Source organism: Nonomuraea sp. NPDC004354 (assembly GCF_053602555.1).
In genome coordinates this window covers 114,692-136,560 of record NZ_JBSGDV010000002.1, presented here as the reverse complement: position 1 = coordinate 136,560, position 21,869 = coordinate 114,692, and the positions used below count along the sequence as shown (strand labels likewise).

General features: G+C 71.6%; 22 protein-coding genes. 11 read left to right on the top strand and 11 right to left on the bottom strand.

All coding sequences use genetic code 11. The features are described 5' to 3' along the window. Positions 1-67 precede the first annotated feature (67 nt). The 3 genes from ACWENQ_RS06285 to ACWENQ_RS06275 are packed head-to-tail and all read left to right on the top strand — an operon-like array spanning position 68 to position 2,777. Positions 68-712: a helix-turn-helix transcriptional regulator gene (locus ACWENQ_RS06285; protein WP_452413055.1), complete on the top strand. Its 645-nt coding sequence runs from the start codon at positions 68-70 to the stop codon at positions 710-712. Next, a complete protein-coding gene (locus tag ACWENQ_RS06280) occupies positions 709-1,842 on the top strand; it encodes an aminotransferase class I/II-fold pyridoxal phosphate-dependent enzyme (protein WP_452413054.1) in 1,134 nt (377 codons plus the stop codon). Before ACWENQ_RS06285 ends, ACWENQ_RS06280 begins: the two co-directional genes overlap by 4 nt. After that, entirely contained in the window at positions 1,821-2,777 is a 957-nt protein-coding gene (locus ACWENQ_RS06275; RefSeq protein WP_452413053.1) for an ornithine cyclodeaminase family protein, read from the top strand. Before ACWENQ_RS06280 ends, ACWENQ_RS06275 begins: the two co-directional genes overlap by 22 nt. Positions 2,778-3,216: 439 nt before the next feature. On the opposite strand, the gene ACWENQ_RS06270 is transcribed toward ACWENQ_RS06275, so the two are convergent. Both ACWENQ_RS06270 and ACWENQ_RS06265 read right to left on the bottom strand, forming a co-directional pair. Next, on the bottom strand, positions 3,217-3,933 hold the full coding sequence (locus ACWENQ_RS06270) for a glycosyltransferase family 2 protein (RefSeq protein WP_452413052.1): 717 nt from the start codon (positions 3,931-3,933) through the stop codon (positions 3,217-3,219). Beyond that, the gene (locus ACWENQ_RS06265) at positions 3,930-4,277 is read right to left on the bottom strand and encodes an STAS domain-containing protein (protein ID WP_354920474.1); all 348 of its coding nucleotides are present in this window, start codon (positions 4,275-4,277) and stop codon (positions 3,930-3,932) included. The genes ACWENQ_RS06270 and ACWENQ_RS06265 overlap by 4 nt, the downstream gene beginning before the upstream one ends. Positions 4,278-4,438: 161 nt before the next feature. Between ACWENQ_RS06265 and ACWENQ_RS06260 the strand changes: the two genes are divergently transcribed. Beyond that, positions 4,439-4,834, top strand: a complete 396-nt coding sequence (locus ACWENQ_RS06260; RefSeq protein WP_449915672.1) for a hypothetical protein — start codon at positions 4,439-4,441, stop codon at positions 4,832-4,834. 960 nt (positions 4,835-5,794) lie between these two features. After that, positions 5,795-6,640 carry a CPBP family intramembrane glutamic endopeptidase gene (locus ACWENQ_RS06255; RefSeq protein WP_452413051.1) on the top strand — a complete coding sequence of 282 codons (846 nt, stop codon included), beginning with the start codon at positions 5,795-5,797 and terminating at the stop codon, positions 6,638-6,640. 148 nt (positions 6,641-6,788) lie between these two features. Here ACWENQ_RS06255 and xylB read toward each other — a convergent pair whose 3' ends face one another. The 4 genes from xylB to ACWENQ_RS06235 form a co-directional block, all read right to left on the bottom strand. Beyond that, the gene (gene xylB / locus ACWENQ_RS06250) at positions 6,789-8,201 is read right to left on the bottom strand and encodes a xylulokinase (protein ID WP_452413050.1); all 1,413 of its coding nucleotides are present in this window, start codon (positions 8,199-8,201) and stop codon (positions 6,789-6,791) included. Continuing rightward, entirely contained in the window at positions 8,198-9,334 is a 1,137-nt protein-coding gene (gene xylA / locus ACWENQ_RS06245; protein ID WP_452413049.1) for a xylose isomerase, read from the bottom strand. Before xylA ends, xylB begins: the two co-directional genes overlap by 4 nt. Positions 9,335-9,400: 66 nt before the next feature. Beyond that, positions 9,401-9,586, bottom strand: coding sequence for a hypothetical protein (locus ACWENQ_RS06240; RefSeq protein WP_354920461.1), 186 nt, complete (start codon positions 9,584-9,586; stop codon positions 9,401-9,403). Between the two features lie 61 nt (positions 9,587-9,647). Beyond that, the gene (locus tag ACWENQ_RS06235; protein ID WP_354920458.1) at positions 9,648-10,097 is read right to left on the bottom strand and encodes a MarR family winged helix-turn-helix transcriptional regulator; all 450 of its coding nucleotides are present in this window, start codon (positions 10,095-10,097) and stop codon (positions 9,648-9,650) included. A gap of 40 nt (positions 10,098-10,137) precedes the next feature. Between ACWENQ_RS06235 and ACWENQ_RS06230 the strand changes: the two genes are divergently transcribed. From ACWENQ_RS06230 to ACWENQ_RS06210, 5 genes are all read left to right on the top strand, one after another. Beyond that, complete coding sequence (locus ACWENQ_RS06230; protein ID WP_449915659.1) at positions 10,138-10,644, top strand: VOC family protein; 507 nt, start codon at positions 10,138-10,140, stop codon at positions 10,642-10,644. 37 nt (positions 10,645-10,681) lie between these two features. After that, positions 10,682-11,077, top strand: a complete 396-nt coding sequence (locus ACWENQ_RS06225; protein ID WP_354920452.1) for a hypothetical protein — start codon at positions 10,682-10,684, stop codon at positions 11,075-11,077. Positions 11,078-11,442: 365 nt separating this feature from the next. Continuing rightward, the gene (locus ACWENQ_RS06220; protein ID WP_354920449.1) at positions 11,443-12,090 is read left to right on the top strand and encodes a DUF998 domain-containing protein; all 648 of its coding nucleotides are present in this window, start codon (positions 11,443-11,445) and stop codon (positions 12,088-12,090) included. An 89-nt stretch (positions 12,091-12,179) separates the two neighbouring features. Continuing rightward, positions 12,180-14,621, top strand: a complete 2,442-nt coding sequence (locus ACWENQ_RS06215; protein WP_452413048.1) for a nitrate- and nitrite sensing domain-containing protein — start codon at positions 12,180-12,182, stop codon at positions 14,619-14,621. Then, a complete protein-coding gene (locus tag ACWENQ_RS06210; RefSeq protein WP_449915652.1) occupies positions 14,618-15,031 on the top strand; it encodes a DUF742 domain-containing protein in 414 nt (137 codons plus the stop codon). Before ACWENQ_RS06215 ends, ACWENQ_RS06210 begins: the two co-directional genes overlap by 4 nt. Here ACWENQ_RS06210 and ACWENQ_RS06205 read toward each other — a convergent pair. Genes ACWENQ_RS06205 through ACWENQ_RS06190 form a run of 4 tightly spaced genes read right to left on the bottom strand, consistent with a single transcriptional unit; the run spans position 15,009 to position 18,391 of the window. Further along, the gene (locus ACWENQ_RS06205; RefSeq protein ID WP_354920441.1) at positions 15,009-15,587 is read right to left on the bottom strand and encodes a GTP-binding protein; all 579 of its coding nucleotides are present in this window, start codon (positions 15,585-15,587) and stop codon (positions 15,009-15,011) included. The two genes, ACWENQ_RS06210 and ACWENQ_RS06205, sit on opposite strands and share 23 nt — an antisense overlap. After that, on the bottom strand, positions 15,568-15,918 hold the full coding sequence (locus ACWENQ_RS06200) for a DUF742 domain-containing protein (protein ID WP_452413047.1): 351 nt from the start codon (positions 15,916-15,918) through the stop codon (positions 15,568-15,570). The genes ACWENQ_RS06205 and ACWENQ_RS06200 overlap by 20 nt, the downstream gene beginning before the upstream one ends. 8 nt (positions 15,919-15,926) lie before the next feature. Further along, positions 15,927-16,328: a roadblock/LC7 domain-containing protein gene (locus tag ACWENQ_RS06195; RefSeq protein WP_354920435.1), complete on the bottom strand. Its 402-nt coding sequence runs from the start codon at positions 16,326-16,328 to the stop codon at positions 15,927-15,929. Continuing rightward, positions 16,325-18,391 carry a sensor histidine kinase gene (locus tag ACWENQ_RS06190; RefSeq protein ID WP_449915647.1) on the bottom strand — a complete coding sequence of 689 codons (2,067 nt, stop codon included), beginning with the start codon at positions 18,389-18,391 and terminating at the stop codon, positions 16,325-16,327. Before ACWENQ_RS06190 ends, ACWENQ_RS06195 begins: the two co-directional genes overlap by 4 nt. 345 nt (positions 18,392-18,736) lie before the next feature. Between ACWENQ_RS06190 and ACWENQ_RS06185 the strand changes: the two genes are divergently transcribed. Then, positions 18,737-19,708: an acyltransferase family protein gene (locus ACWENQ_RS06185; RefSeq protein WP_452413046.1), complete on the top strand. Its 972-nt coding sequence runs from the start codon at positions 18,737-18,739 to the stop codon at positions 19,706-19,708. Positions 19,709-19,775: 67 nt separating this feature from the next. Here ACWENQ_RS06185 and ACWENQ_RS06180 read toward each other — a convergent pair whose 3' ends face one another. After that, positions 19,776-21,737, bottom strand: coding sequence for an NAD(P)-binding protein (locus ACWENQ_RS06180; protein ID WP_452413045.1), 1,962 nt, complete (start codon positions 21,735-21,737; stop codon positions 19,776-19,778). Positions 21,738-21,869 lie beyond the last annotated feature (132 nt).

Here is a 21,869-nt window from a genome sequence, read left to right as displayed (position 1 = left end):
CCGGGTCCGCCTGCCGCGGGCACCCACTGTCTGGACTGAATGTCCAGTCTGGACGTATAGTCCAAACATGGAGATGGTGGCGGATGACACGGACCCGCGCGTGCGGACATGGGCGCCGGTGTGCCAGGCGATAGCCCTGCTGCTGGGCCCCTACGCCGAAGTGGTCCTGCACGACGTGGCACATGACCAGGTGCTGGCCATCTGGAACCCGATGAGCAACCGCACGGCCGGTGACCCTTCCCTGCTGGGCGAGCTGGACGGCCTGGATCCGTCGGCCCACGACGTCTACGGCCCGTACCAGAAGCTGCTCGCCGACGGCCGCCGGCTGTCGTCGGTCAGCGCCGTGCTGCGCGATCCCGACGGGCGGCCGTCGGCCCTCCTGTGCGTCAACCTCGACCGCACCCCGCTGGACCAGGCAGCCGCGCTGCTGGCGGGCTTCGCCGCACCCGTGCGGCCGCGTCCCGAGGCGTTGTTCGAACAGGACTGGGTCGAGCGGGTGCACCAGATCATCGGCTCGTTCGTCCGCGACCGCGGCCGCCCGGTCGAACGCCTCGGGCGCGAGGACCGTCTCGCCGTCCTCACCGAGCTCGACGCGGCGGGCGTGTTCGCCGTACGGCGGGCGGCCCCCGTCGTCGCCGGCGCGCTCAAGGTGTCGCGCTCCACCCTCTACGCCCTGCTCGCCGAGCTCAAGGTGCAAAGGAACGACTCGTGACCCGACTGCCAGACTTCCGGCTGGAGACCTACTTCTCGCGCTGGGAGTTCACCGCCCGCCACCATCTGACGGCCTCCGACGCCCAGACGATGACCATGACCGAACTGCTCGCGCTGGCCGACGACCAGGACCGCCACGCCTGGGAGACGCTGTCGCTCGGCTACACCGAGACCTTCGGCGACCCGGCCCTGCGGCAGGCCGTCGCGGACACCTACACCCACGCCGACGCCGACGACGTGATCTGCTTCGCGGGCGCCGAAGAGGCCCTGTACGTGGCCATGCAGGTCCTGCTCGGGCCCGGTGACCACGCGGTCGTCGTCACGCCCAACTACCAGTCCGCCGAGACCGTGCCGCTCTCGCTGTGCGACGTGACCGGCGTCGCCCTGGACCAGGAACGCGACTGGGCGCTGGACCTGGACCAGGTCGTCGCGGCCCTCCGCCCGAACACCCGGGTGGTGTCCGTCAACTTCCCCAACAACCCGACCGGGAAGATCATCGACGCGGAGGACTTCACCCGCCTGGCCCGACTGTGCGACGAGCGCGGGATCCACCTGTTCAGCGACGAGGTCTACCGCGGGCTCGAACTCGACCCCTCCCGCACCCTGCCGCAGGCGGCCGACCTGTCGGACAGCGCCCTGTCGCTGAACGTCACCTCGAAGTCGCTGGGCATGCCGGGACTGCGGATCGGCTGGATCGTCTGCCGCGACAGGAAGCTGCGCTCGCGGCTCGAACGCGCCAAGCACTACACGACGATCTGCAACTCGGCGCCGAGCGAGGTGCTCGCCCGCATCGCCGTCAAGGCCCGCGAGCGGATCCTGGACCGCAACCGCGGCATCATCGCCGCCAACCTTCCGGTGTTCGACGCGTTCTTCGCCGAGTTCGGCGAGCTGTTCCAGTGGCGGGCGCCCGACGGCGGCTGCGTGGCCTACCCCCGCTACCTGGGCCGCGACGGGGTGGAAGCCTTCTGCACCGACCTGGTCGAACAGGCGGGGGTCCTGCTGCTGCCGGCCGGCGTCTACCGTTCCGAGCTCACCGCGACGCCCACCGACCGGTTCCGCATCGGCGTCGGGCGTCGCGATCCCGAGCCCGCGCTCGACGCCTTCGCGGCATGGCTGCGCGGCCGCCGATGACCGTCACCGTCCTGGGCCTCGAAGCGCTGGAGGCGGCGGCCCGACCGGCCACCGTCCTCGACACGGTTCGCGCCGCGCTCATCGCCCACGCCGAAGGCCGCACCACCGTACCCGCGCCCCTCCACCTGGACTTCCCCGAGGCGGAAGGCGACTGCCACGTCAAGGCGGGGTGGATCACCGGCGCCGACGACTTCGTCGTCAAGATCATCTCTGGGTTCTACCGGAACCCCGACCGCGGCATTCCGACCAACCACGGGCTGGTCTGCGTCGTCAGCGCGCACACCGGCGAGGTGCGGGCCGTCCTCGACGACAGGGGACGGCTGACCGCCTGGCGTACAGCGGCCGCGGGCGCGCTCGTCACCCACGCGATGTCCAGGGCCGACGCGGACACGGTAGGGGTGTTCGGCACCGGCGAGCAGGCCAGGCTGCAGGTGGAATGGCTGGGCATGCTGCGCCCCCTCACCGGGGTGCTGGTCCACGGCAGGACCCCGCCCAAGGCGGCCGCGCTGTGCGACTGGCTCGGCGAGCGCGGGTACGCGGCCAGGCCCGCCTCCGCCGGCGAGGCGGCCGGGGCCGACATCGTCATCACCACGACACCCGCCACCGCGCCGGTGCTGGACGCCGCGGCGGTCAGGCCGGGAGCCCACGTCACCGGCGTCGGCGCGGACATGCCGCACAAGAACGAACTACCGGCCGACCTGTTCCGCCGGGCGGAGACGATCGTGACGGACGACCACGCCCAGTGCCTGCACCACGGGGATTACGGCCACGCGGTGCGAGCGGGCGCGGTGGCCGAACACGCCGACACGGCCGCGGGAGCCGTCCTGGCCGGCCCGGTGCGGCGATCGGCCACGGCCGTCACGGTCGCCGACCTCACCGGCGTCGGCGCCCTCGACGCGGCCCTCGCCTCGGCCCTGATCAACAGCGCCCCCTAGCCGCCACTCTTCACCGCCCTGCCCGGAACCCCGTACACGAACAGCCCGGACGACGGACTCGCTGACGGCGGCATGCGTGCGTGGCGGGGTTCCGGAAAGCGCGGCGTGCGGACGACGGGCCCGCAGACGGCAGTATGCGTGCGTGCGGGGCGGGGTTCCGGAAAGCGCGGCGTGGGCGGGTGGCGCGCGTGCGGGGCGTGTACGTTGCTTGCGGGGCGCGTACGTGTGGATGGCGTGCTTGCGGGCGCTTGCGTGCGGGTGGCGTGCTTGTGGGTCGGGCGACGGGGTGCTGGGTGGGCGGCGGGGTCTGCGAGCCATACCGGTGGACGGCGGCGGCGCCCCGGCGGCGTGGGGCCGCGGCGCACAGGCAGCCCAGTGCGCGGGCAAGCGGCGGCGGCCGGCCGCGGAGCGGCTAGCGGGATCCGCGGGGCCGGCGACCTCAGAGGCGGATCTTGGCCAGGTTGTCCCTGATGATCGGCTCCCGGGTGGCGAGCGCGCGCGCCACGTCCCTGAGCTGCCTGGCCCTGTGCAACTGCGCCCGCCAGTCGGTCCCGGTCGCGCGGTGCGCCATGTCCGCCTCGACCTCCACCACCCGGAACCCCTTGCGCACCAGGTCGATGGTCAGCGCCGTCTCCACGCCGAACCCATGCGCCAGCGGGCGGGCCGCCTCGAAGGCGTCCCGCGTCAGGCAGCGCTGGCCGTTGAGCGGCTGGGCAGCCGAGAACCCTGACGCCCGTTTGATCCCGTCGCGCGCCAGCCGGACCACGATGCCGTGACCGCCCAGCTTGACCCGGGTGGCGAAGACCGCGATGGTCATGTCCGCCTCTCCCGCGCGCACCGGCTCCACCAGTGCGGAGGCGGCGCGCGCGGTGTCGCCGAGGTCGGCGTCCAGGAACAGCAGGTGCCGAGGCGTCGGCCCGTCGAGCAGCCGTACCGCCTCGGCGCCGCTCTCCATGGCCCCGGCCTTGCCGCGGTTGCGGCTGTGCCGTACGACCCTGGCACCCGCCGCGCGCGCCACCCTGCCCGTCTGGTCGGTCGAGCCGTCGTCGACGACCACGACGAGGTCGACGCCCGGCAGCTTCGTGGCCGCGGCCACGGTCGCGCCGATGCGTTCGGCCTCATCCTTGGCCGGGATGACGACCGCTACGCCGGTCACGAGCCCTCGGAGATCAGCAGCTCCTCGGGGACTTCCTCGTGCACGGTGAAGACCGAGTCGAGGCCCGTGACCTGCAGAATCTTCCGTACGGCAGGCCGCGGCGCGGCCACCTCCAGCTGCCCGCCCCGCTCCCGCACCCGCTTGAGCGCCGAGAGCAGCACGTTCATCCCCGTGGAATCGCAGAAATCCACGAGGGACATGTCGATGACCACACGGCTGGGCCCCTCCTGCAGCAGCCGGGTGAACTCCGACTGCAGGCGGGGCGCCGTGTACAGGTCGATTTCACCGGCGATCTCCACAAGGGCGTGGCCGGCATGTGATCGAGTCGAGACCTTGAGCTCCACATGGGCAGGCTAGCGGCGCTGAGGCTCTGGGTCACGTTCTCACGCCGATAGGGGGAGGTCGGGTTTTTGTCCCCCGTTTCGGCCCCATGAAAACGCAGAGTACGCGAAGCTTGACGCTATGAAACAGGGGCGTGGCCAGGCATGTCGAGGGGGAGAACTCGATGACTGATGATCACCTAGAAGACCCGCGCCGCCGGCGACTACGTGAACACCTGGAGGTTTTGCTGATCCGCGCAGAGAAGTCCGCCTCATGGCGGGAGGAGACCAGCCGCCTGCGCGGTCTGGTCAATCTGGATGGGTTCGTCCCCGTCCGTACCCGGCTGGCGTCCGAGGATCTCGACTTCCTCGCCGACGCCCGCGACGATCTGATCACCTTCACGCAGCTCGGGCTGCGCCTGATCGACCTGCACCAGCCGCGTGACGCGGGCGGCATCACCAGTGACGCCGCGCATCCGATCCTGCGGTGCCGCAGCTGCATGTGGCGCTGGCCGTGCCCGACCTTCCGGGCGTTCACCGACTCCTTCGCCGAAACGTGCGGCCTGCCGGAGTCGGCCTGACGGGCCGGCCCCCTTCTCGGGCCCGCGGCTCCTCGTCAGGAGCATGACTCCCGGGATCGCGGCCTCCGCTCGGGCCCGCGGCTCCTCGTCAGGAGCATGACTCCCGGGATCGCGGCCTCCACTTGGGCCCGCGGCTCCTCCCCAGGAGCACGGCTCCCCGGGACCGCGGCCTCTCCTCGGGAACGCTGTTCCACTCGGGAACGCTGCTCCACTCGGGAACGCTGCTCCACTCGGGAACGCTGCTCCACTCGGGAACGCTGCTCCACTCGGGAACGCTGCTCCACCTCAGGAATGCTGCTCCACCTCAGGAACGCGTCCTGTCAGGAACGCGGCTCCTCCTCAGACAGCACGGCTCGCCGGGACCGGGGCTCCTGCTCGGGAACCCGGCGGATCGAGGACCGCTGGCTGCGACCTGAGCCCTACCGACCGGACATCGGCTGCCTGACTCGTAGGCACCCGCGCTGCTTCTCCCCCCACGGATTTCGCGCCCACGTGGTACCACCTGAAGCCCAGCGCCCCGCCTCCACGTCCACGGCCCGCCGTCACCGCCGGATCCGGTTCCGCGCCTGCTCGCCGGTCGCGGCCGACGATCTTCGCGAGCAGACCTGGCGCACCCCCGTCGGCCCCGGGGTTGCCGGTTGCTCGGTGATGTGGGATGCGAGGCCCGGGGCTGCGGGTCCGGCGGTTGATGCCAGGTGCGGGTCGGGTGGTGGACGGTCACCGGTCGGCGTCGTGGTCGGGTCGAGGGGGGCGGGTGGTCGGCGGAGCCGATGGCGGGATGAATCCCACGATGTAGTGCGATCTTCCATCGAACGGTCGCGCTGTCCGAGGTCGGCGCGGTCATGAAGGTGCCGTCGAGCCCTGTGAGGGCGCACGGTACGCGAACGCCACGAAGGACGCGCCCAAGGGGCCGGGCAGGCCGCCTCGTAGCATCATCGAGGGGCAGAGGCTGGAGGTCGCGTGAACGTCCGAAGGAAGTCGCCGTCGGCGTTATTCGTGCTGATCTTCGGGCTTTCGGTGCCGTTCTGGGTGGTCGGCGCGCTGGTCGAGAGTCCCGAGGGCATGCCGATGGGCCTGCCCGTGAGCGCGCTCATGTTCGTGGCGCCGCTCGTGGCCGCGGTGATCCTCACGGCGCGGGAGCACGGCCGTGCGGGCGTCGGGGAACTGCTGCGCAGGGCGGTCGACCACCGGAAGATCGAGTCGCGGGCCTGGCTCGCTGTCGCCGTGCTGCTGATGCCCGCGGTGCTGCTCCTGTCGTACGGCGTGCTGTCGCTGCGAGGGGACGTGCTGCCCCCGGCCGCGATCTCGTGGGCGTCGGTGCCGGTGCTGCTTGTGCTGTTCCTGGTGGCCGCCGCGGCCGAGGAACTGGGCTGGATGGGGTACGCCGTCGATCCGCTGCGGGCGCGATGGGGCACGACGGTCGCCGGTGTCGTCATCGGGGCGGTGTGGGGCCTGTGGCATGTCGTGCCGTGGGCCCAGACACACGCTCCCGGCTGGGTGGCGGGGCAGTTCCTGATGACCGTCGCGCTCAGGGTGGTCATGGTCCGGGTCTATGTCAACGCCGGCGGGAGCGTCCTGACCAGCATCGTCGTGCACGCCATGACCAACCTCGGCATCGCCCTGTTCCCACGTGACGGCTCGCACTTCGACCCGGTCGTCACCGGAGCGATCGTGACGGCCGTCGCGGTCGCGGTGACGCTCGGCGCAGGCATGCGGTGGCGCGGCCGTGAGGCCTCCGCCGGTGGGGCCTCGCGACCGAGGTCCGGCGTCGGCGAGGCCCCTGCCGGTGAGGTCCCGCAGGCGTGACGTCCGGCGTCGGTGCGACCCCCGTCGGTGAGGTCCGGCGACGGTGAGGAAGGTCCCGAGGTCGTGAGGTCCGGCGTCGGTGCGCCCCAGCGACCGAGGTCCGGCGTCGGTGCGACCCCCGTCGGCGAGGCCCCGCGGGCGGGAGGTCTCAGCGCGTCGGCTGCTCGCCGCCGAACGTCATCCGCCTGGCCTGCGCGTAGCGGTCGCGCAGCCCCGGGGTGACGTCGGCCTCGTGGACCTCGGGTGTGCCCACCGACCACGTGGGCGGCTCCGCGCCCCCTGACAGCAGCCATGCCGCCTGCCTCGCGGCCCCGTCGGCGACGTACTCGCCGGGCGGCGGGACGATCACGGGCCGCCCGAACACGGTGGGGGCGATCCGCCTGACCGCCGTCGACCGGGCGCCACCGCCGATGAGCAGGATCCGCTCCGGCGACATGCCGAGCGCGTCGAGGGCGTCGGCGAGGCCGCACAGCATGCCCTCGACCGCCGCCCGCGCCAGGTGGGCCGGTGTCGACGTGGACAGCCGCAGGCCGTGGACGGCGCCCGTCGCCTCGGGCAGGTTGGGGGTGCGTTCGCCCTCCAGGTACGGCACCAGCGTCAGCCCCTCGGCCCCCGGCGGCGCCTGGAGGGCCAGCGAGCCGAGCTCGTCCAGCGAGACGCCGAGCATCGCGGCCGCCGCGTCGAGGACCCTGGCCGCGTTGAGCGTGCACGCCAAGGGCAGGAAGCGTCCCGTGGCGTCGGCGAAGCCCGCCACCATCCCGCTGGCGTCGCGGCTGGGTGTGTCGGCGACCGCGAACGCGGTGCCCGACGTGCCGACGGACACCACGACGTCACCGGGCAGGGCGCCGACGCCGAGGGCGGCCGCCATGTTGTCGCCCGTGCCCGCCCCCAGGCGGATCCCCGGTGGGAGGCCGGCGGCGCCGGTGACGCCGGGGGAGTCGTGCGGGCCGAGAACGCGGGGCAGCAGCGGGACCGCGCCGAAAGCTGCCTCGAGCAGGTCGGGGCGGTAGTCGCCGGTGATGGGCGACCAGTAGCCGGTGCCTGAGGCGTCGCCCCTGTCGGTGGCCAGGCCCTCCAGCCCGGCAGCGCCCGCCAGCCGCCAGGTGAGCCAGTCGTGCGGCAGGCACACGGCCGCGGTGCGGGCGGCGTGCTGCGGCTCGTGGGTGGCCAGCCAGCGGAGCTTGGCGATCGTGAACGAGGCCACGGGCACGCTGCCCACCGCCTCGGCCCACGCCTGCGCCCCCGTCGAGGCCACCAGTTCGGCGGCGGAGGTGGCCGAGCGGGTGTCGTTCCACAGCAGCGCGTCGCGCACGACCTGCCCCGACTCGTCGAGGCAGACCATGCCGTGCTGCTGGCCTGCGACGCTGACGGCGGCCACGTCGTCGAGGCCGCCGGCCTGCGCGACGGCCGTCTCGAGCGCGTTCCACCAGCGGGCGGGGTCGACCTCGGTGCCGTCGGGGTGGGCGGCGCGGCCCTGCCGTACGAGACGGCCGGTGCCGGCGTCTCTGACGACGACCTTGCAGCTCTGGGTGGAGGAGTCGATCCCCGCGACGAGAGTCATGTCCGCACGCCCAGCAGGTGTTCGAGCGCGAGCTGGTTGAGGCGGCTGTAGTGGTAGCCGCGCGTGGCGTCGGGCGCCTCCTCGCGCAGGAGGTCGTCGTAGGTCTCGCCGGGCGCGAGGGTGGGGACGGCCAGCTCGGACACCCTGCTGGCGGCCATCGCCTCCCGCACCTCGGGGTCGGCCCTGAACGCCGCGGCCTTCTCCTTGAGGATCAGGTACGTGCGCATGTTGGCCGCCGCGGACACCCACACGTCGGCGGCGTTCTCGGTGCGCGCGGGCTTGTAGTCGAAGTGGCGCGGGCCGTCGTAGCCGCCGTGCTCGAGCAGGTCGACCAGGAAGAAGGCGCTCTTCACGTCGCCGTGGCCGAAGACCAGGTCCTGGTCGTAGCGCGGACCGTGCTGGCCGTTGAGGTCGATGTGGAAGAGCTTGCCGTGCCACAGCGCCTGCGCGATGCCGTGGACGAAGTTGAGCCCGGCCATCTGCTCGTGGCCGACCTCCGGGTTGAGCCCCACCATCTCAGGGTGCTCGAGGGAGTTGATGAACGCCAGTGCGTGGCCGATCGTCGGCAGCAGGATGTCGCCGCGCGGCTCGTTGGGCTTGGGCTCGATCGCGAACCTGATGGAGTAGCCCTTGTCGATCACGTAGGACGCCAGGATGTCCATGGCCTCCTTGTAGCGGGCCAGCGCGGACCTGATGTCCTTGGCCGCGTCGGACTCGGCGCCCTCGCGCCCGCCCCAGCACACGTAGGTGGTCGCGCCCAGCTCGGCGGCCAGGTCGAGGTTGCGGATGACCTTGCGGATGGCGTGCCGGCGCACGTCGCGGTCGTTGCTGGTGAAGGCGCCGTCCTTGAACACCGGGTGGGTGAACAGGTTGGTGGTGGCCATCGGCACCTTCAGCCCGGTCTCGCCCAGCGCCTTCCTGAAGGCCGTCACCGCCTTCTCGCGGTCGGGCTCGGTGGCCAGCAGGTCGTCGTCGTGGAAGCTGACCCCGTAGGCGCCGAGCTCGGCCAGCCGGTGCACGCTCTCCACCGGGTCGAGCGGCGCCCTGGTGGCGTCGCCGAACGGGTCGCGCGCCTGCCAGCCAACCGTCCAGAGGCCGAAGGTGAACCGGTCCGCGGGGGTGGGCTCGTACATGGCGCCTCCCAATTAGTTTGGACTACCGCCTAATCGTGTGACGGGATGTCCATTGAGGTCAAGACCTCACAGGCCGGAGGGGTCGCGCCCCACGCTGATCTCCTCGGCGATCCTGCGGATCTCGGGCGCGGAGATGCCGGGAGCCTGGGGCAGATGGGTGCTGAGGGCGGCCATCACGACCGGCACCGGCTGCCCCGCGAACCTGGCCGCGATCATGTGGACCGCCTGGAAGAGTTGCTTGTCGTCGTACATGGCTCGCCCTTCTCGTGGATATCCCCGGGGTACGGTACGGCGTGCCGCCGACAGTTTCGCGCTACGACTCCAGCGTTTTCCGCACCGCCGCGGAGATCTCGTCGAGCTGGGTGACCTGCTCGGGGGTGAGCGCGTCGAACAGGCTGCGCCGTACCTCCTCGACGTGTCCGGGGGCGGCGGCGGCCAGGGCCGCGAACCCGTCGTCGGTGAGTTCGGCGATGTTGCCGCGCCGGTCGGCCGCGCACGGGTTGCGCCGCACCCAGCCGCGCTCCTCCAGCCGGGCCACCGCGTGGGACAGGCGGCTCTGGGAGGCCTGCGCCCTGCGGGCCAGCTCGTGCATGCGCATGGAGCGGCCGGGCGACTCGGAGAGCGCCACGAGGATCATGTAATAGGTGTGCGGCATGCCGGCCTCGCGCTGGAGTTGCCGGTCAAGCGCCTCCTGGAGGAGTTGGGTCGCCGCCAGGTAGTTGCGCCAGGTGCGCTGCTCGTCGTCGTCCAGCCATCGGGTCATGCTCTCCACTTTACTTGAACTCTCATCTATATTGGGTGGTATGCCAGTACAACGCCTGAACCATGCGGTTCTTTACGTTCGCGACGTCGAGCGCAGTGTCGCCTTCTACCGCGAAGCCCTCGGCTTCGACGTGGTCATGAGCATGCCCGGGGCCGCCTTCCTCCAGGCCGCCGGCTCCAGCAACGACCACGACCTGGGGCTGTTCCAGATCGGCCCGCAGGCGGGCCCCTCGCCCGCCGGGCGCTCGACCGTCGGTCTCTACCACCTGGCGTGGGAGGTGGACACGCTGGAGGAACTCCAGCGCATCGCGGTCAAGCTGGCCGAGCTCGGCTCGCTCGCGGGCGCGTCCGACCACTCCACGACCAAGGCCCTGTACGCCAAGGATCCCGACGGGCTGGAGTTCGAGGTGTCGTGGCTGCTGCCGGCCGAGCTCGTCACCGAGGAGGTGCTCAAGGGACGCTCCAGCATCAAGCCGCTGGACCTGGCCGCCGAGATCGAGCGTTACGGCGCGCGGACGCGCGGGGGCGTGGGAGTGTCCTTCGCGTAACCTGGTGGTATCCGAACACTCTGTTTGGAGCGCGACCATGCGAAGCGACCCTGATCACGTGCTCGATGCCATCGACGGCGTGGTGGAGGACTGGGAGAGCTTGAGCGCGGACTCCATGCGCTGGGCCCCTCCGGAGGCCAAACCGGACACCACTCCCGAATTCCTGCGGGAGATGTCGGAGACCTTCGGCCCGCTCGCCACCACGTTCATGCAGGCCCTGCGGCCACTCGGGGAGGCGGTGCTGCGGCCCTTGGCCGACTTCTTCGACAACACCGTCCTCGGCGGCGAGCAGCCCGAAGGCACCTGGGACATCGAGGAGCAGACGAGCACCTGCCAGTGCCTGTGCTTCCGGCATCCCGACCGGCCGGACGTCTGCGCCGGTACGGTCACCTCCGGCCAGGTCATGTGCGGCGCCTGCCGCGACGCGCTCTGACGGAGGAAGGTCGCGGCCCCACCGGACGGGCGAGGGGGCGTTCACGGGACGACGTGACGGCGAGTGACCGGAGTCCCGCTGGAGCACGCGTGATGGACGGGCGGTCACCGGTGACCATGGTGGCCTCGGCCCCGCCTGCCGTACCGGAGGCCGCGGACCGGCGGCCGGTGATCAGGGACCGGAACCGGAGATCAGCGGCCGGTGACCAGGGGCCGGAGCCGCAGGCCGGCGGCCGGTGGCTGGAGAGCGGCGACCGCGGGCCGGGGAGAGCGGGCCGGAGGCCGGAGAGAAGCCGGGGTCGACTCGGGGGCGTCTCAGGGGTGACGCCGGATGGAATGCGGGACGGGCCGGGGCATTCTCGACCCATGGCCCCGCTGAAGAGGGTGTATCCGCTCCTCGCCTGCTCCCTGATCCTGTTCTCGGTCGTCGCGATCGTGGTCGGGCAGTTCGACCCCGACCCGTACCTCGACCCGATGAACGTGACGATCAGCGAGTACGCCGTGGCCGACCGCGGGGGCGTCACGGAGATGGCGATGGCGGCGATGGGCCTGGGGTCGTTCGCGCTGCTGGCCGGCCTGAGGGGGGCGGGGGCGCCGGTCAGTGGCATGCCCGAACGGCTCATGGCGGTGTGGAGCGGGGCTCTGGTCGTGGCGGCGATCATCCCCACCACGCCGATCGGCGCCGACATGACGGTGACCGCGCAGGTCCACCGCTACGTGTCGGTGGCGGCGTTCGTCAGCCTGCCCGCCGCGGCGGCGTTGCTGGTGCCGAGGCTGGCCGCCGACGACAGGTGGAAGGCGGTGGCCAGGCCGGTGGAGTGGCTGGCGCTGGCGGGCGGTCTGGGGCTGCTGGCCATCACCTACGTGGCGCTGCCGGGTGACCGGGTGATGATCGGCCTGGTCGAGAGGGGTCTGCTGGCGGCCGAGGTCGCGCTGCTGGCGGTGCTGGCGGCGCGGCTGGTCCGTCTGCAGTGGGTCAGGACGCGAGCCGCCTCACTTGCCCCAATTTCCTGACATGTCACAACTTTCTCACGAATGGGAGAAGATTTTCTCCTAAGCTCGGTGCTATTCTCTCCCGCGATCTCTCTACGGGAGCGGGTGTCATGGCATCGAGCAGATCCATACGATTCAAGATCGCTACCCTGCTCGTCGTCCCCCTGGTGTCTCTCATCGCGCTCTGGGGATTCGCGGCCAGCACCACCGCCGGTGAGGCGATGAACCTCCTGAAGGTCGACACCATCTGGAGCGGCGTCATCAACGGCGCCGACGGCATGGTGTACAACCTCCAGCGCGAACGGCTGGCCACCGCGGAGAAGCTGGCGCGCAGCGCGTCCGGCCCCAGCGCGCTGGCCGCCGCACGCACCGAGACCGACAAGGCGCGCAGGGTGCTCGCCGCCGGCGCGAACGCCGACGAGACGCAGGCCGTCCTCTCTCCCGACATGAAGGCCCAGCTCAGAGTGGTCTTCGCGCAGATCGAACGGCTGGAGGAGATCCGCCGGCTGGCCGACGAGGGCCTGCTGGCCCCCTCCCGGCTGGTGACCGACTACGCCGCGATCTCCGACGCGATCTACCGTCTCTACGGCACCTTCGCCCTCAGCACCGACATCACGCTCTACCAGCAGGCCGGCGGCCTGATCGCGGCCGAGCAGGCGCGCGAGCTGCTGCACCGCCAGCACACGCTCGTCGTCGCCTCGCGCGGCGCCATCATGCCCGGCGACCGCGAGCTGCTGGCCAGGCTGGAGGGCGCCCGCGTCCTGCAGTTCGACAAGGCGCGGACCGAACTGGACGGCGAGCTGCGCCGCCCGTTCGACACGCTGGCGGGCTCGCCCCAGTACCTCGTCCTGCAGGGCGCGATCACCTCGATACTGGCGGGCGGCAGGGCCGACGTCGCCGACTGGCGCGGCTCGGCCGACCCCGTGCTGAAGACCTTCCAGCAGGGCACCTGGGACACCGGCTCCCTCCTGCTGAGCAGGATGCAGCCCGCGGGCATGGCCATCCTGGTGCGCGCGGCCGTCGCCGGCGTGCTCGGCCTCATCGCGGTCGGCTTCTCGATCTTCATCTCCATCAGGGTCGGCCGCGTCGTGACCGGCGAGCTGGCCACGCTCCGCCGTACCGCGCTGGAGCTGGCCGAGATCAGGCTGCCGGGCGTGGTCGCGCGGCTGCGCGGCGGCGAGAGCGTGGACGTGGCGGCCGAGGCGCCGCCCATCGTCGTCGCGCCCCGCGCCACCAGCGAGATCAAGGACCTGGCCATGGCGTTCGACAGCGTGCAGAGCACCGCCGTCCACGCCGCGGTCGAGCAGGCCAGGCTGCGGGAGGGCGTCGCGCTGGCGCTGCGCAACCTCGCCCGCCGCAGCCAGGGGCTGCTCCAGCGCCAGCTCAAGCTCCTGGACGGCATGCAGCGCGAAGCCGAGGACCCGGAGGCGCTGGAGAGCCTGTTCAAGCTCGACCACCTCACCACCCGCATGCGCCGCCACGCCGAGGGCCTGGTGCTGCTGTCCGGCGGTACGGCAGGCCGCAAGTGGCGCGGCACCATCCCCGTCGAGGACGTGCTGAACGGCGCCGCCGCCCAGGTCGAGGACTACACCAGGGTCCGCGTCTACCCGATGCCCGAACAGGGCGTCTCCGGCGGCGCCGTGGCCGACCTCATGCACCTGTTCGCCGAGCTCATCGAGAACGCGACCGTCTTCTCCTCGCCGGAGAACGAGGTGTCGATCAGGGGCGAGCTGGTGGCCAAGGGGTACGCGATCGAGATCGAGGACCGCGGGCTCGGCCTGTCCGTCCGGGACCGGCAGGCGATCAACGACCGTCTCGCGGGCCCGCAGGAGTTCGACGCCTCGCAGACCGAGCGGCTCGGCTTCGCCGTCGTCGGCATGCTCGCCGCCCGGCACGGGATCAGCGTGACCCTGAAGCAGTCGCCGTACGGGGGGACGACGGCGGTCGTGCTCGTCCCGAGCGCGCTCATCGAGCCGCTCAAGCCGGTGAACGGCCCCGCGATCCAGGACAGGGTGCGCCCGATCAAGAAGGACGGCGCGGCCGACCTGCCGCGTAGGACGCGGACCTCCCGCAGGGTGGACGTCAGCGTCGAACGGATCGACGTGCCGGCGCCCGAGCCCGCCGTCAGGGGGCCGTTCGAGGACGCCCAGCCCCGGGGCCCCTTCGAGGCCGTCAAGGTGCGGCCGCTGGCCGCTCCGGTGCTCACCGAGCCCGTCGAGGAGGCTCCCGCGGCGCTTTCCGGCCGGACGCGGCAGGCCGGCCTCGATGAGGTTCCCGACGTGCTTCCCCGCCGGACCAGGCAGGCCAATCTCGACGACGCTCCCGCCGTGCTTCCCGGCCGGACGCGGCAGGCCGGCCTTGACGAGGTTCCCGACGTGCTTCCCCGCCGGACCAGGCAGGCCAACCTGCCGCCCCGTCTGGCGCAACCCAGCCCCCCGCCCGAAGAACAGCAGGCCGACGAGCGCTCTCCCGAGGAGACCAGGGCGTTGCTGTCGTCCTTGCAGTCGGGGTGGCAGCGCGGTCGTCAGGACAGCGGACAGGATGGGTCATGACCGAGCCGAGCGAGGCAATCGACGATCACGGCAGGGGGGCCGAGATGGAGTGGGTGGACGAGGACGCGGGGCCCGTCGTCAGGCCCTACGCGATGACCAGGGGGCGCACCAGGCCCTCGTCGTCGTCGCTCGACCTGCTCGCCGTGGTCACCTCGACGGGCAGGCCGGTGCCCTCGCAGGCCCATCTGGGTTCGCAGCACCGGCGGCTGCTCGAGTGCGTGGCGCGGAGCCGTACGGGACCGGTGGTCGAGGTCGCGTCCGAGACGGGGCTGCCGGTGGGCGTGGTGCGGGTACTGCTGGGGGACCTGCTCGATCACGGGCTCATTCTGGTGCGGCCGCCGGTGCCGGCGGCCGCCTCTCCCACGGAGAGCCTGCTGCGTGAGGTGATCAACGGGCTCCGGGCGCTGTGAGCGTCTTCAGGGAGTGCTCGACCAGCGAGATCATGACCTCCTTGGCCGAGGCGCGCCTGCGCACGTCGCACAGCAGCACCGGCACGTCGTCGTCCAGGTCCAGCGCGATCCGCACGTCCTCGACGCTGTGGGTGGCCGTGCCGTCGAAGCAGTTGACGGCGACCACGAACGGCGTGCCGCGCTGCTCGAAGTAGTCGATGGAGGGGAAGCAGTCGGTCAGCCGCCGGGTGTCGGCGATCACGACCGCGCCGAGCGCGCCGTAGGACAGCTCGTCCCACATGAACCAGAAGCGCTCCTGCCCGGGGGTGCCGAACAGGTAGACGACCAGGCCCTCGCGGATGGTGATCCGGCCGAAGTCCATGGCGACCGTGGTGGTGGTCTTGCCCTCCACGCCCTCGAGGTCGTCGATGCCGACGCCGACGTCGGACAGTACCTCTTCGGTGCGCAGCGGCTTGATCTCGCTGATGGCGCCGACCAGCGTGGTCTTCCCCACGCCGAATCCGCCGGCGATGAGGATCTTCAGCGCAACGGGGTCCTCAGAGAGCCCGGAGTCCATTGATCACTTCCTTGAGAATGCGCTCACTCGGACGTGGCCCTGCCGAGGCGGCCACCGAGATGAGGCCGTTGTCGCGCAGGTCGCCGAGTAAGACCCGGACGACGCCGACCGGCAGGTCGAGCTCGGCGGCCACGTCGGCCACCGAGATGGGGGTGTGGGCCGCGCGCAGGATCGCCTCCTGTTCGGGCCCGAGCCCCGCGACGGGCCCCTCGCCTGAGGCGGGGTCCGTCGCGGTCACCAGCGTGATCAGGTCGAGGTTAGCGCCTGACGAGCGGGTTCTACCCCGGATCAGAGCATACGGCCGGACGAAGGGTCCGGCCTCCTCGTCCATCCACTGGCTCATGGCACACGGGGATTAGTCGACAGGTGCTGGCCGACCCGCTTGACCAGCATCGCCATCTCGTAGGCGATGTGGCCGACGTCGGCGTCGGCGTTGGCCAGGACGGCGAGACAGGTGCCCTGCCCCGCCGCCGTGACGAACAGGAACGCCGCCTCCATCTCCACGATGGTCTGGCGCACGTCGCCGCCGCCGAAGTGCCGCCCGGCGCCGCGAGCCAGGCTCTGGAACCCGGCCGCGACGGCCGACAGGTGCTCGGCGTCCTCACGGGACAGCCCCTTCGAGTAGCCGACGGCCAGGCCGTCGGTGGACAGGATCACCGCCTGTCTGACGGCGCCCACCCTGGTCGTGAGATCGTCGAGGAGCCAGTTCAGCTCGCCGGTGTTCGCAGTGGGTGTCGTCATAGGTCCCCCTCCTGGGCTTCTACTTCTCGGCCGCGCTCGGTGCCCCGCTGGAAGGCGGAGAACAGGTCGCGTACCTCGTCTGGCGATCTTTCCGGGTGTGTCTCTGGCTCTGGCTCGGGGGCCTTCAATTGCGGTGCCAGGTTGGCCTGCTTGACCCGCCTCGGCAGACCCTTGTGGGTCGCGGTCGTGCCGCCGACCAGCGCGAGGGGCTTCCTGTCGCGCTTGGGCGGCTCGGCCGGAGGCAGGGCGGACCGCTCCACCAGCAGACCGCGCGGGATCAGCACGATAGCGGTCGTCCCGCCGAACGGCGAGGCCCGGACCAACACGTTCACGCCGTGCCTGGCCGCGAGCCTGGCCACCACGAACAGCCCGAGCCTGTCGCTGTCGGCCAGGTCGAACTCGGGCGGGTTGAGGAGCAGGCCGTTCAGCCGGGCGTACTCCTCGGGAGAGAGCCCGAGCCCCCTGTCCTCGATCTCGATCACGTAACCGTTGCTGACGGAGTCGCCGCGCACCTGCACGGTGGTGTTGGGCGGCGAGTAGATGGTGGCGTTCTCCAGCAGCTCGGCCACCAGGTGCACCATGTCGGCGGCGGCGGCGCCGTCGACCGCGGCCCGTGGCATGTGCTCCACGGCGATCCTGGTGTAGTCCTCGACCTCGGCGACGGCGGCCCTGACCACGTCGAGGGCGGGCACCGGCTCGTGCCACACCCGTCCGGGCGCCGACCCCGACAGGATGATCAGGCCCTCGGCGTGCCGCCGCATGCGGGTGGTCAGGTGGTCGAGGCGGAAGAGGTCCTCCAGCTCGTCGGCGTCGTCCGTACGGCGCTGCATGCCGTCCAGGAGGCCGAGCTGGCGGTGGAGCAGGCCCTGCTTGCGCCGGGCGAGGTTGAGGAAGACCTGGCTGATGCCGTGCCGCAGGTTCGCCTGGCCGACCGCGGCCTCGACGGCGGTGCGCTGCACGGAGGCGAACGCCTTGGCCACGTCGAGGATCTCGGCGGCCCCGCTGACCTTGAACGGCGGCGCCTCCTTCCTGACGTTGACCTCCTCGCCCGCGCGCAGCCGGGCGACCAGGCGCGGCAGCCGTACCTCCGCCAGGTCGAGCGCCGCCGACCTGAGCCCGGCGAGCTCGGAGGACAGGCGGCGGCCGAACCTCACGGAGATGATGATCGAGGCGATGACGGCGAGCAGGCCGACGCCGCCCGCGACGGCGATGCGGACCATGACGGTGGTCGAGACGTCCGCCGACCGCTCGGCCAGGATCCGGGCGGAGGCGGCGCCGAGCTTGTCGAGCTGCTTGGTGACCTCGGCGACCGGTTCCGTCCACTGCTCGGGGTCGGGCGGCGCCGCGCCGGTGATCGCGATCCGCGACTCGGCCCGCGCGAACCTGGAGTAGCCGGGGCCGGAGAAGAAGCGGTCGTAGGGGGCGCGCAGCTCGGTGTCGAGGGTCGCCAGCGCGCGGGTGTGCAGGAACGTGCGGGTGGCGACGTACTCGGTGAAGGCGGCCGCCTCGGCCTCGGCCATCTTGCCGTTGGCCAGGACGGCGCCGACCAGCGCGCTCTCCCTGGCGATGATCTCGCGGGCGTTGCTCATCGCCTGCAGCGCGGCGGCCTGCTGGAAGATCGGCAGGTCGGGGACCGCGGTCAGCTGCTCGTAGAGGCGGAACAGCGTGTCGAGCAGGTGGTTGTAGGCGTTGATGGTGTGGAGGCGGGTCTCCAGCCCGGCGTCGTGCGCGGCGCGGATGGAGTCGAGCCTGGCCAGCTCGCCGGCGGTGTCGCGCAGCGGCTGGCGCAGCTTGTCGTCGTCGGTGGCGGCGACGGCCGTGGTGAAGGCGGCCAGCGCGGTGTCGGTGCGCTCGCGCTGGGCGCTGAGCTCCCGGCCGCGTCTGGCCGGCGCGGTGGCGGAGGCGGCCCGTTCGGCCTGGAGCTGGAGCCCGAGCTCGGTGGAGGTGACGCCGATGGTCTCGTAGAGCGTGTTGGCGCGGAGGAGGGCCTGGCCGTCGCTCACGGTCAGGTTGAGGACGAAGCCCCAGAGCGCGCTCAGGGACAGGAGCGGCAGGAGCAGCAACAGAAAGATCTTGAACCGAATCGACCGGTTTCTCGAGCCCATGTCCCAACCTCGGAGTACCGCGGCGATTTCCACGCTTTGTGTAAATATGCCTCGGAAGATCGCACAGGAGACTAGCACCGATTATGGTGGTGGCGCAGTGGAGGAACCTGATGATTAGTGTGATTATCGGGGCCGACGCCGGATTCCGCTGGGCCGGTATCCGTGCCGGCCGTCCCTGACCTGTGCTTTCGCGTCACGCTCCGGATCCGGTCGCTGACAGCTCTTCCCGAAGTCGTTCCGCCGACAAGGGTTCGGTCGCCGGACACCCGGAGTTCGCCGTGGCCTGGCTAGGGTCCGTGGGCTGTGAGCGACAGGGATCCGTACTTCGACAACGCCAAGTACCTGGCCATCGTGCTCGTCGTCTGCGGGCACATGATCGAGGACCTGCGCGACGACCCGATCGCCCACGCGCTGTACTTCTACGTCTACGTCTTCCACATGCCGCTCTTCATCACCCTGAGCGGCTATTTGTCACGAAATTTCACCTTTTCGTCGGGTAAGGCGCGCAAGCTGATCGCCACGCTCGCGGTGCCGTACGTGCTGTTCGAGCTGGCCTACGCGGTGCCCAGGCTGCTGCTGTACGGCAAGCTGGAGCTCAGCCTGCTCGACCCGTACTACCTGACGTGGTTCCTGATGTCGCTCTTCCTCTGGCGGCTGTCCACGCCGGTCTGGCAGCAGCTGCGCCGGCCGCTGGCCGTCGCGCTCGGCCTGTCGCTGCTGTCGGGCACGAGCGCGCTGCCCGACGAGCTGTCGATGAACCGCACCCTGGGCCTGCTGCCGTTCTACGTGCTCGGCCTCATGCTCAGGCCCGAACACGTCGAGCTGCTGCGCAGGCCGTCCATGAGGATCGTCGGAGCGGTGACGCTCGCGGCCGGGCTGGCGGCCGCGCTGCTCCTGCACGACGTCGTGCCCACCGAGTGGATCAGGTGGCGCCACGCCAACACCGCGATCGGCGTGGACGACGTCACCGGCAGCCTGATCAGGCTCGGGATGCTGGCGGCGGGAGCGGTGCTGGTGGCGGCGTTCATGGCGGTCACCCCCCGGGGCCGTACCTGGTTCTCGGGCCTCGGGGCGGCCACCATGTACGCCTACCTGCTGCACGGGTTCGTGGTGAAGGTGGCCGAACGCCTGGACCTCGGGGTGCCGCTGTCGATCGCGCTCGGCGTGGTCGTGGCGACCGTGCTGTGCACGCCACCGGTCCGCGCGGCCTTCGGCTGGGCGGTCGAGCCCCGGATGTCCTGGGCGTTCACGGCCCTGCGGCGGCCCGTGCGGTAGCGCGCAGCCAGAGCGGCGGGGTGACGACGCCGGGCGAACCCGGCTGCGAAACGCGCAGCCCACGTCCTCACACCAGCAGCTCCCCCACGGCGCGGTGCGCGGCGGTGATCGCCGCGTCGGCGTAGGCCGCGGGAACGGAGTCGGAGTTGGCGATGGCGATCCTGCCGAACCGCCTGCGCGCCGTCTCGGCGGGGAAGGGCCCGTCGGGATGGAAGGCGTTCCACGGCCGGCAGTACTCAGGCGCGTAACCGTGGCCCCACCTGTTGACGGTGATCGCCTCGATGTCACGGGCGGGGTCGAAGCCGCCGGAGCCGAGGAGCCGGGCCAGCTGGTCGCGGACGGTGTACTCCAGGTAGCTGAAGGGTGTCTTGAGCAGGGCGTGCCTCCCGGCGACCGCGGCGTGGGCGGGCGCCATGCCGGAGCGTGCCGGGGTGGCGACGAGGTGGACGTTGATCGGCTCGCCGGGATCCCTCGGGCAGGCGTAGCCCGGCGTGCTGACCGGGTGGTCCAGCTCCGAGACGCACCAGTAGGCGCCGGTCCAGCGCGCGTGGTGGACGCCCACGCGCTGCCATGCCGTCCAGTCGCGCAGCTGGACCGTGGCGTACAGCAGCGGCATCTTCACCGCCTCGCGCAGCGCGGCGCGCTGGTCGGCGGGCAGGTCCCTGACGATGTAGGGGATCACCGCGTTCCAGCAGGCCATGATCACCGCGCCGGCGCGGACGGTCCTGACCGCCGTGCCGTCGAAGTAGCCGACCGTCGCGCCGGCGGCGGTGCGGGCGTCGCCGTCGTTGGCGACGGAGACCACGGGGCTGGACAGCCGGAAGCGCACCCGGTTGGCCGCCAGGTCGAGCCTGCCGTAGTCGAAGGTGGCCGTGGTGATCCCGTCCATGTCCGTCGCGGTGGCGAAGCCGGGGATCATCCTGCCGACCATCATCCGCACGAGCGCCTGGTTGCCTTCGGGGAAGTGGTGGACGGCCGGGTCCTCGGCGCCCCACGCCTTGACCACGCTCGGCGAGTTGAACCTGGACGGCTTGCCGCGGTCGAGCCCGAGGCCCTGGAAGCCGGGGTAGTCCCAGCCGTCCGCGCTGCCCCAGGCGTCGATCGCGCCGAAGACGGTGGTGTCGTAGGCCCATTCGTCGCACGACATGGTCCGGCAGAACCGCTCCACGTCCGGATGGACCCCGGCGACCTCGAGGAGGTAGCGGGAGTAGGTGAGGGCGGCCAGGCGCTCCTCCTTCTCCTCCCTCGACAGGCCCGCCAGGTAGTCGGGCGGGTTCGTGTAGAGCCTGACCAGGTCCTTCCTGGCCGGCTCGGCCATCGGCAGCCGGGCGGCCAGCTCCTCGGGCGTGAGCCCCCCGGTGAGCCTGACGAGCCGTTCCGTGGCGAAGCTCTCCCTGTCGCACATGACGCCGCCGGTCATCCCCAGGTCGCGGTAGAGCTTGCGGTCGAAGGACGACGCCAGCGCCCGCAGCTCGACGCCGAGCTGGGCGAGCAGGATCCGGCCCTCGGCCGTCCACGCCGAGGGCGCCTCGATGGACTGCGAGCCGCCGTACCCGATGAGCGATCCGGAGCGCCCGCGCGGGGCGAACTCGTTGCGGCGCGCGTGCCCGCCGATCTCGTCGTGGTTGTCGAGGATCAGGATGCTGGCGTCCGGGTCGTTGTTCAGCCATTCGAAGGCCGCGCTCACGCCGCTGATGCCGCCGCCGACCACCACCAGGTCGTAGCTCTCGCCCGTGGGCCGCGGCGCGCCCGCGTACTGCCAGAACGTGCCGTCGCGCAGCGCGTGCGGGACGCTCATCGCCGCCGGGGTGTCGCCCCGCAGCCCGCTCAGCCCCGGAGGGAACCGCGCCTCCCGCGGGACCTCCAGCCGGTCGGTGCCGATCGCGCCGTGGGTGGCGGCGGCCCCGCAGCCGGCCAGCGATCCCAGCGCGGCCGCTCCGACGGCCATGGCCACGCCGTCGAAGAAGTCGCGGCGCGAGATGGGCCGGCCCATGCCGAGTTCGCGCGCCCTGTGCCGATCGATCTCCATGTCCCGATCATGACGAGGGGCGGGAAATGCCGTGCTATGGCACGCGCATTTCGGCGAACATTTTACGCGTATTCCCCGAACTCCGCGCAGGCCTTTTCCGGTGCCCTAGAAAGGAGGGAGTCAGGGAAATGG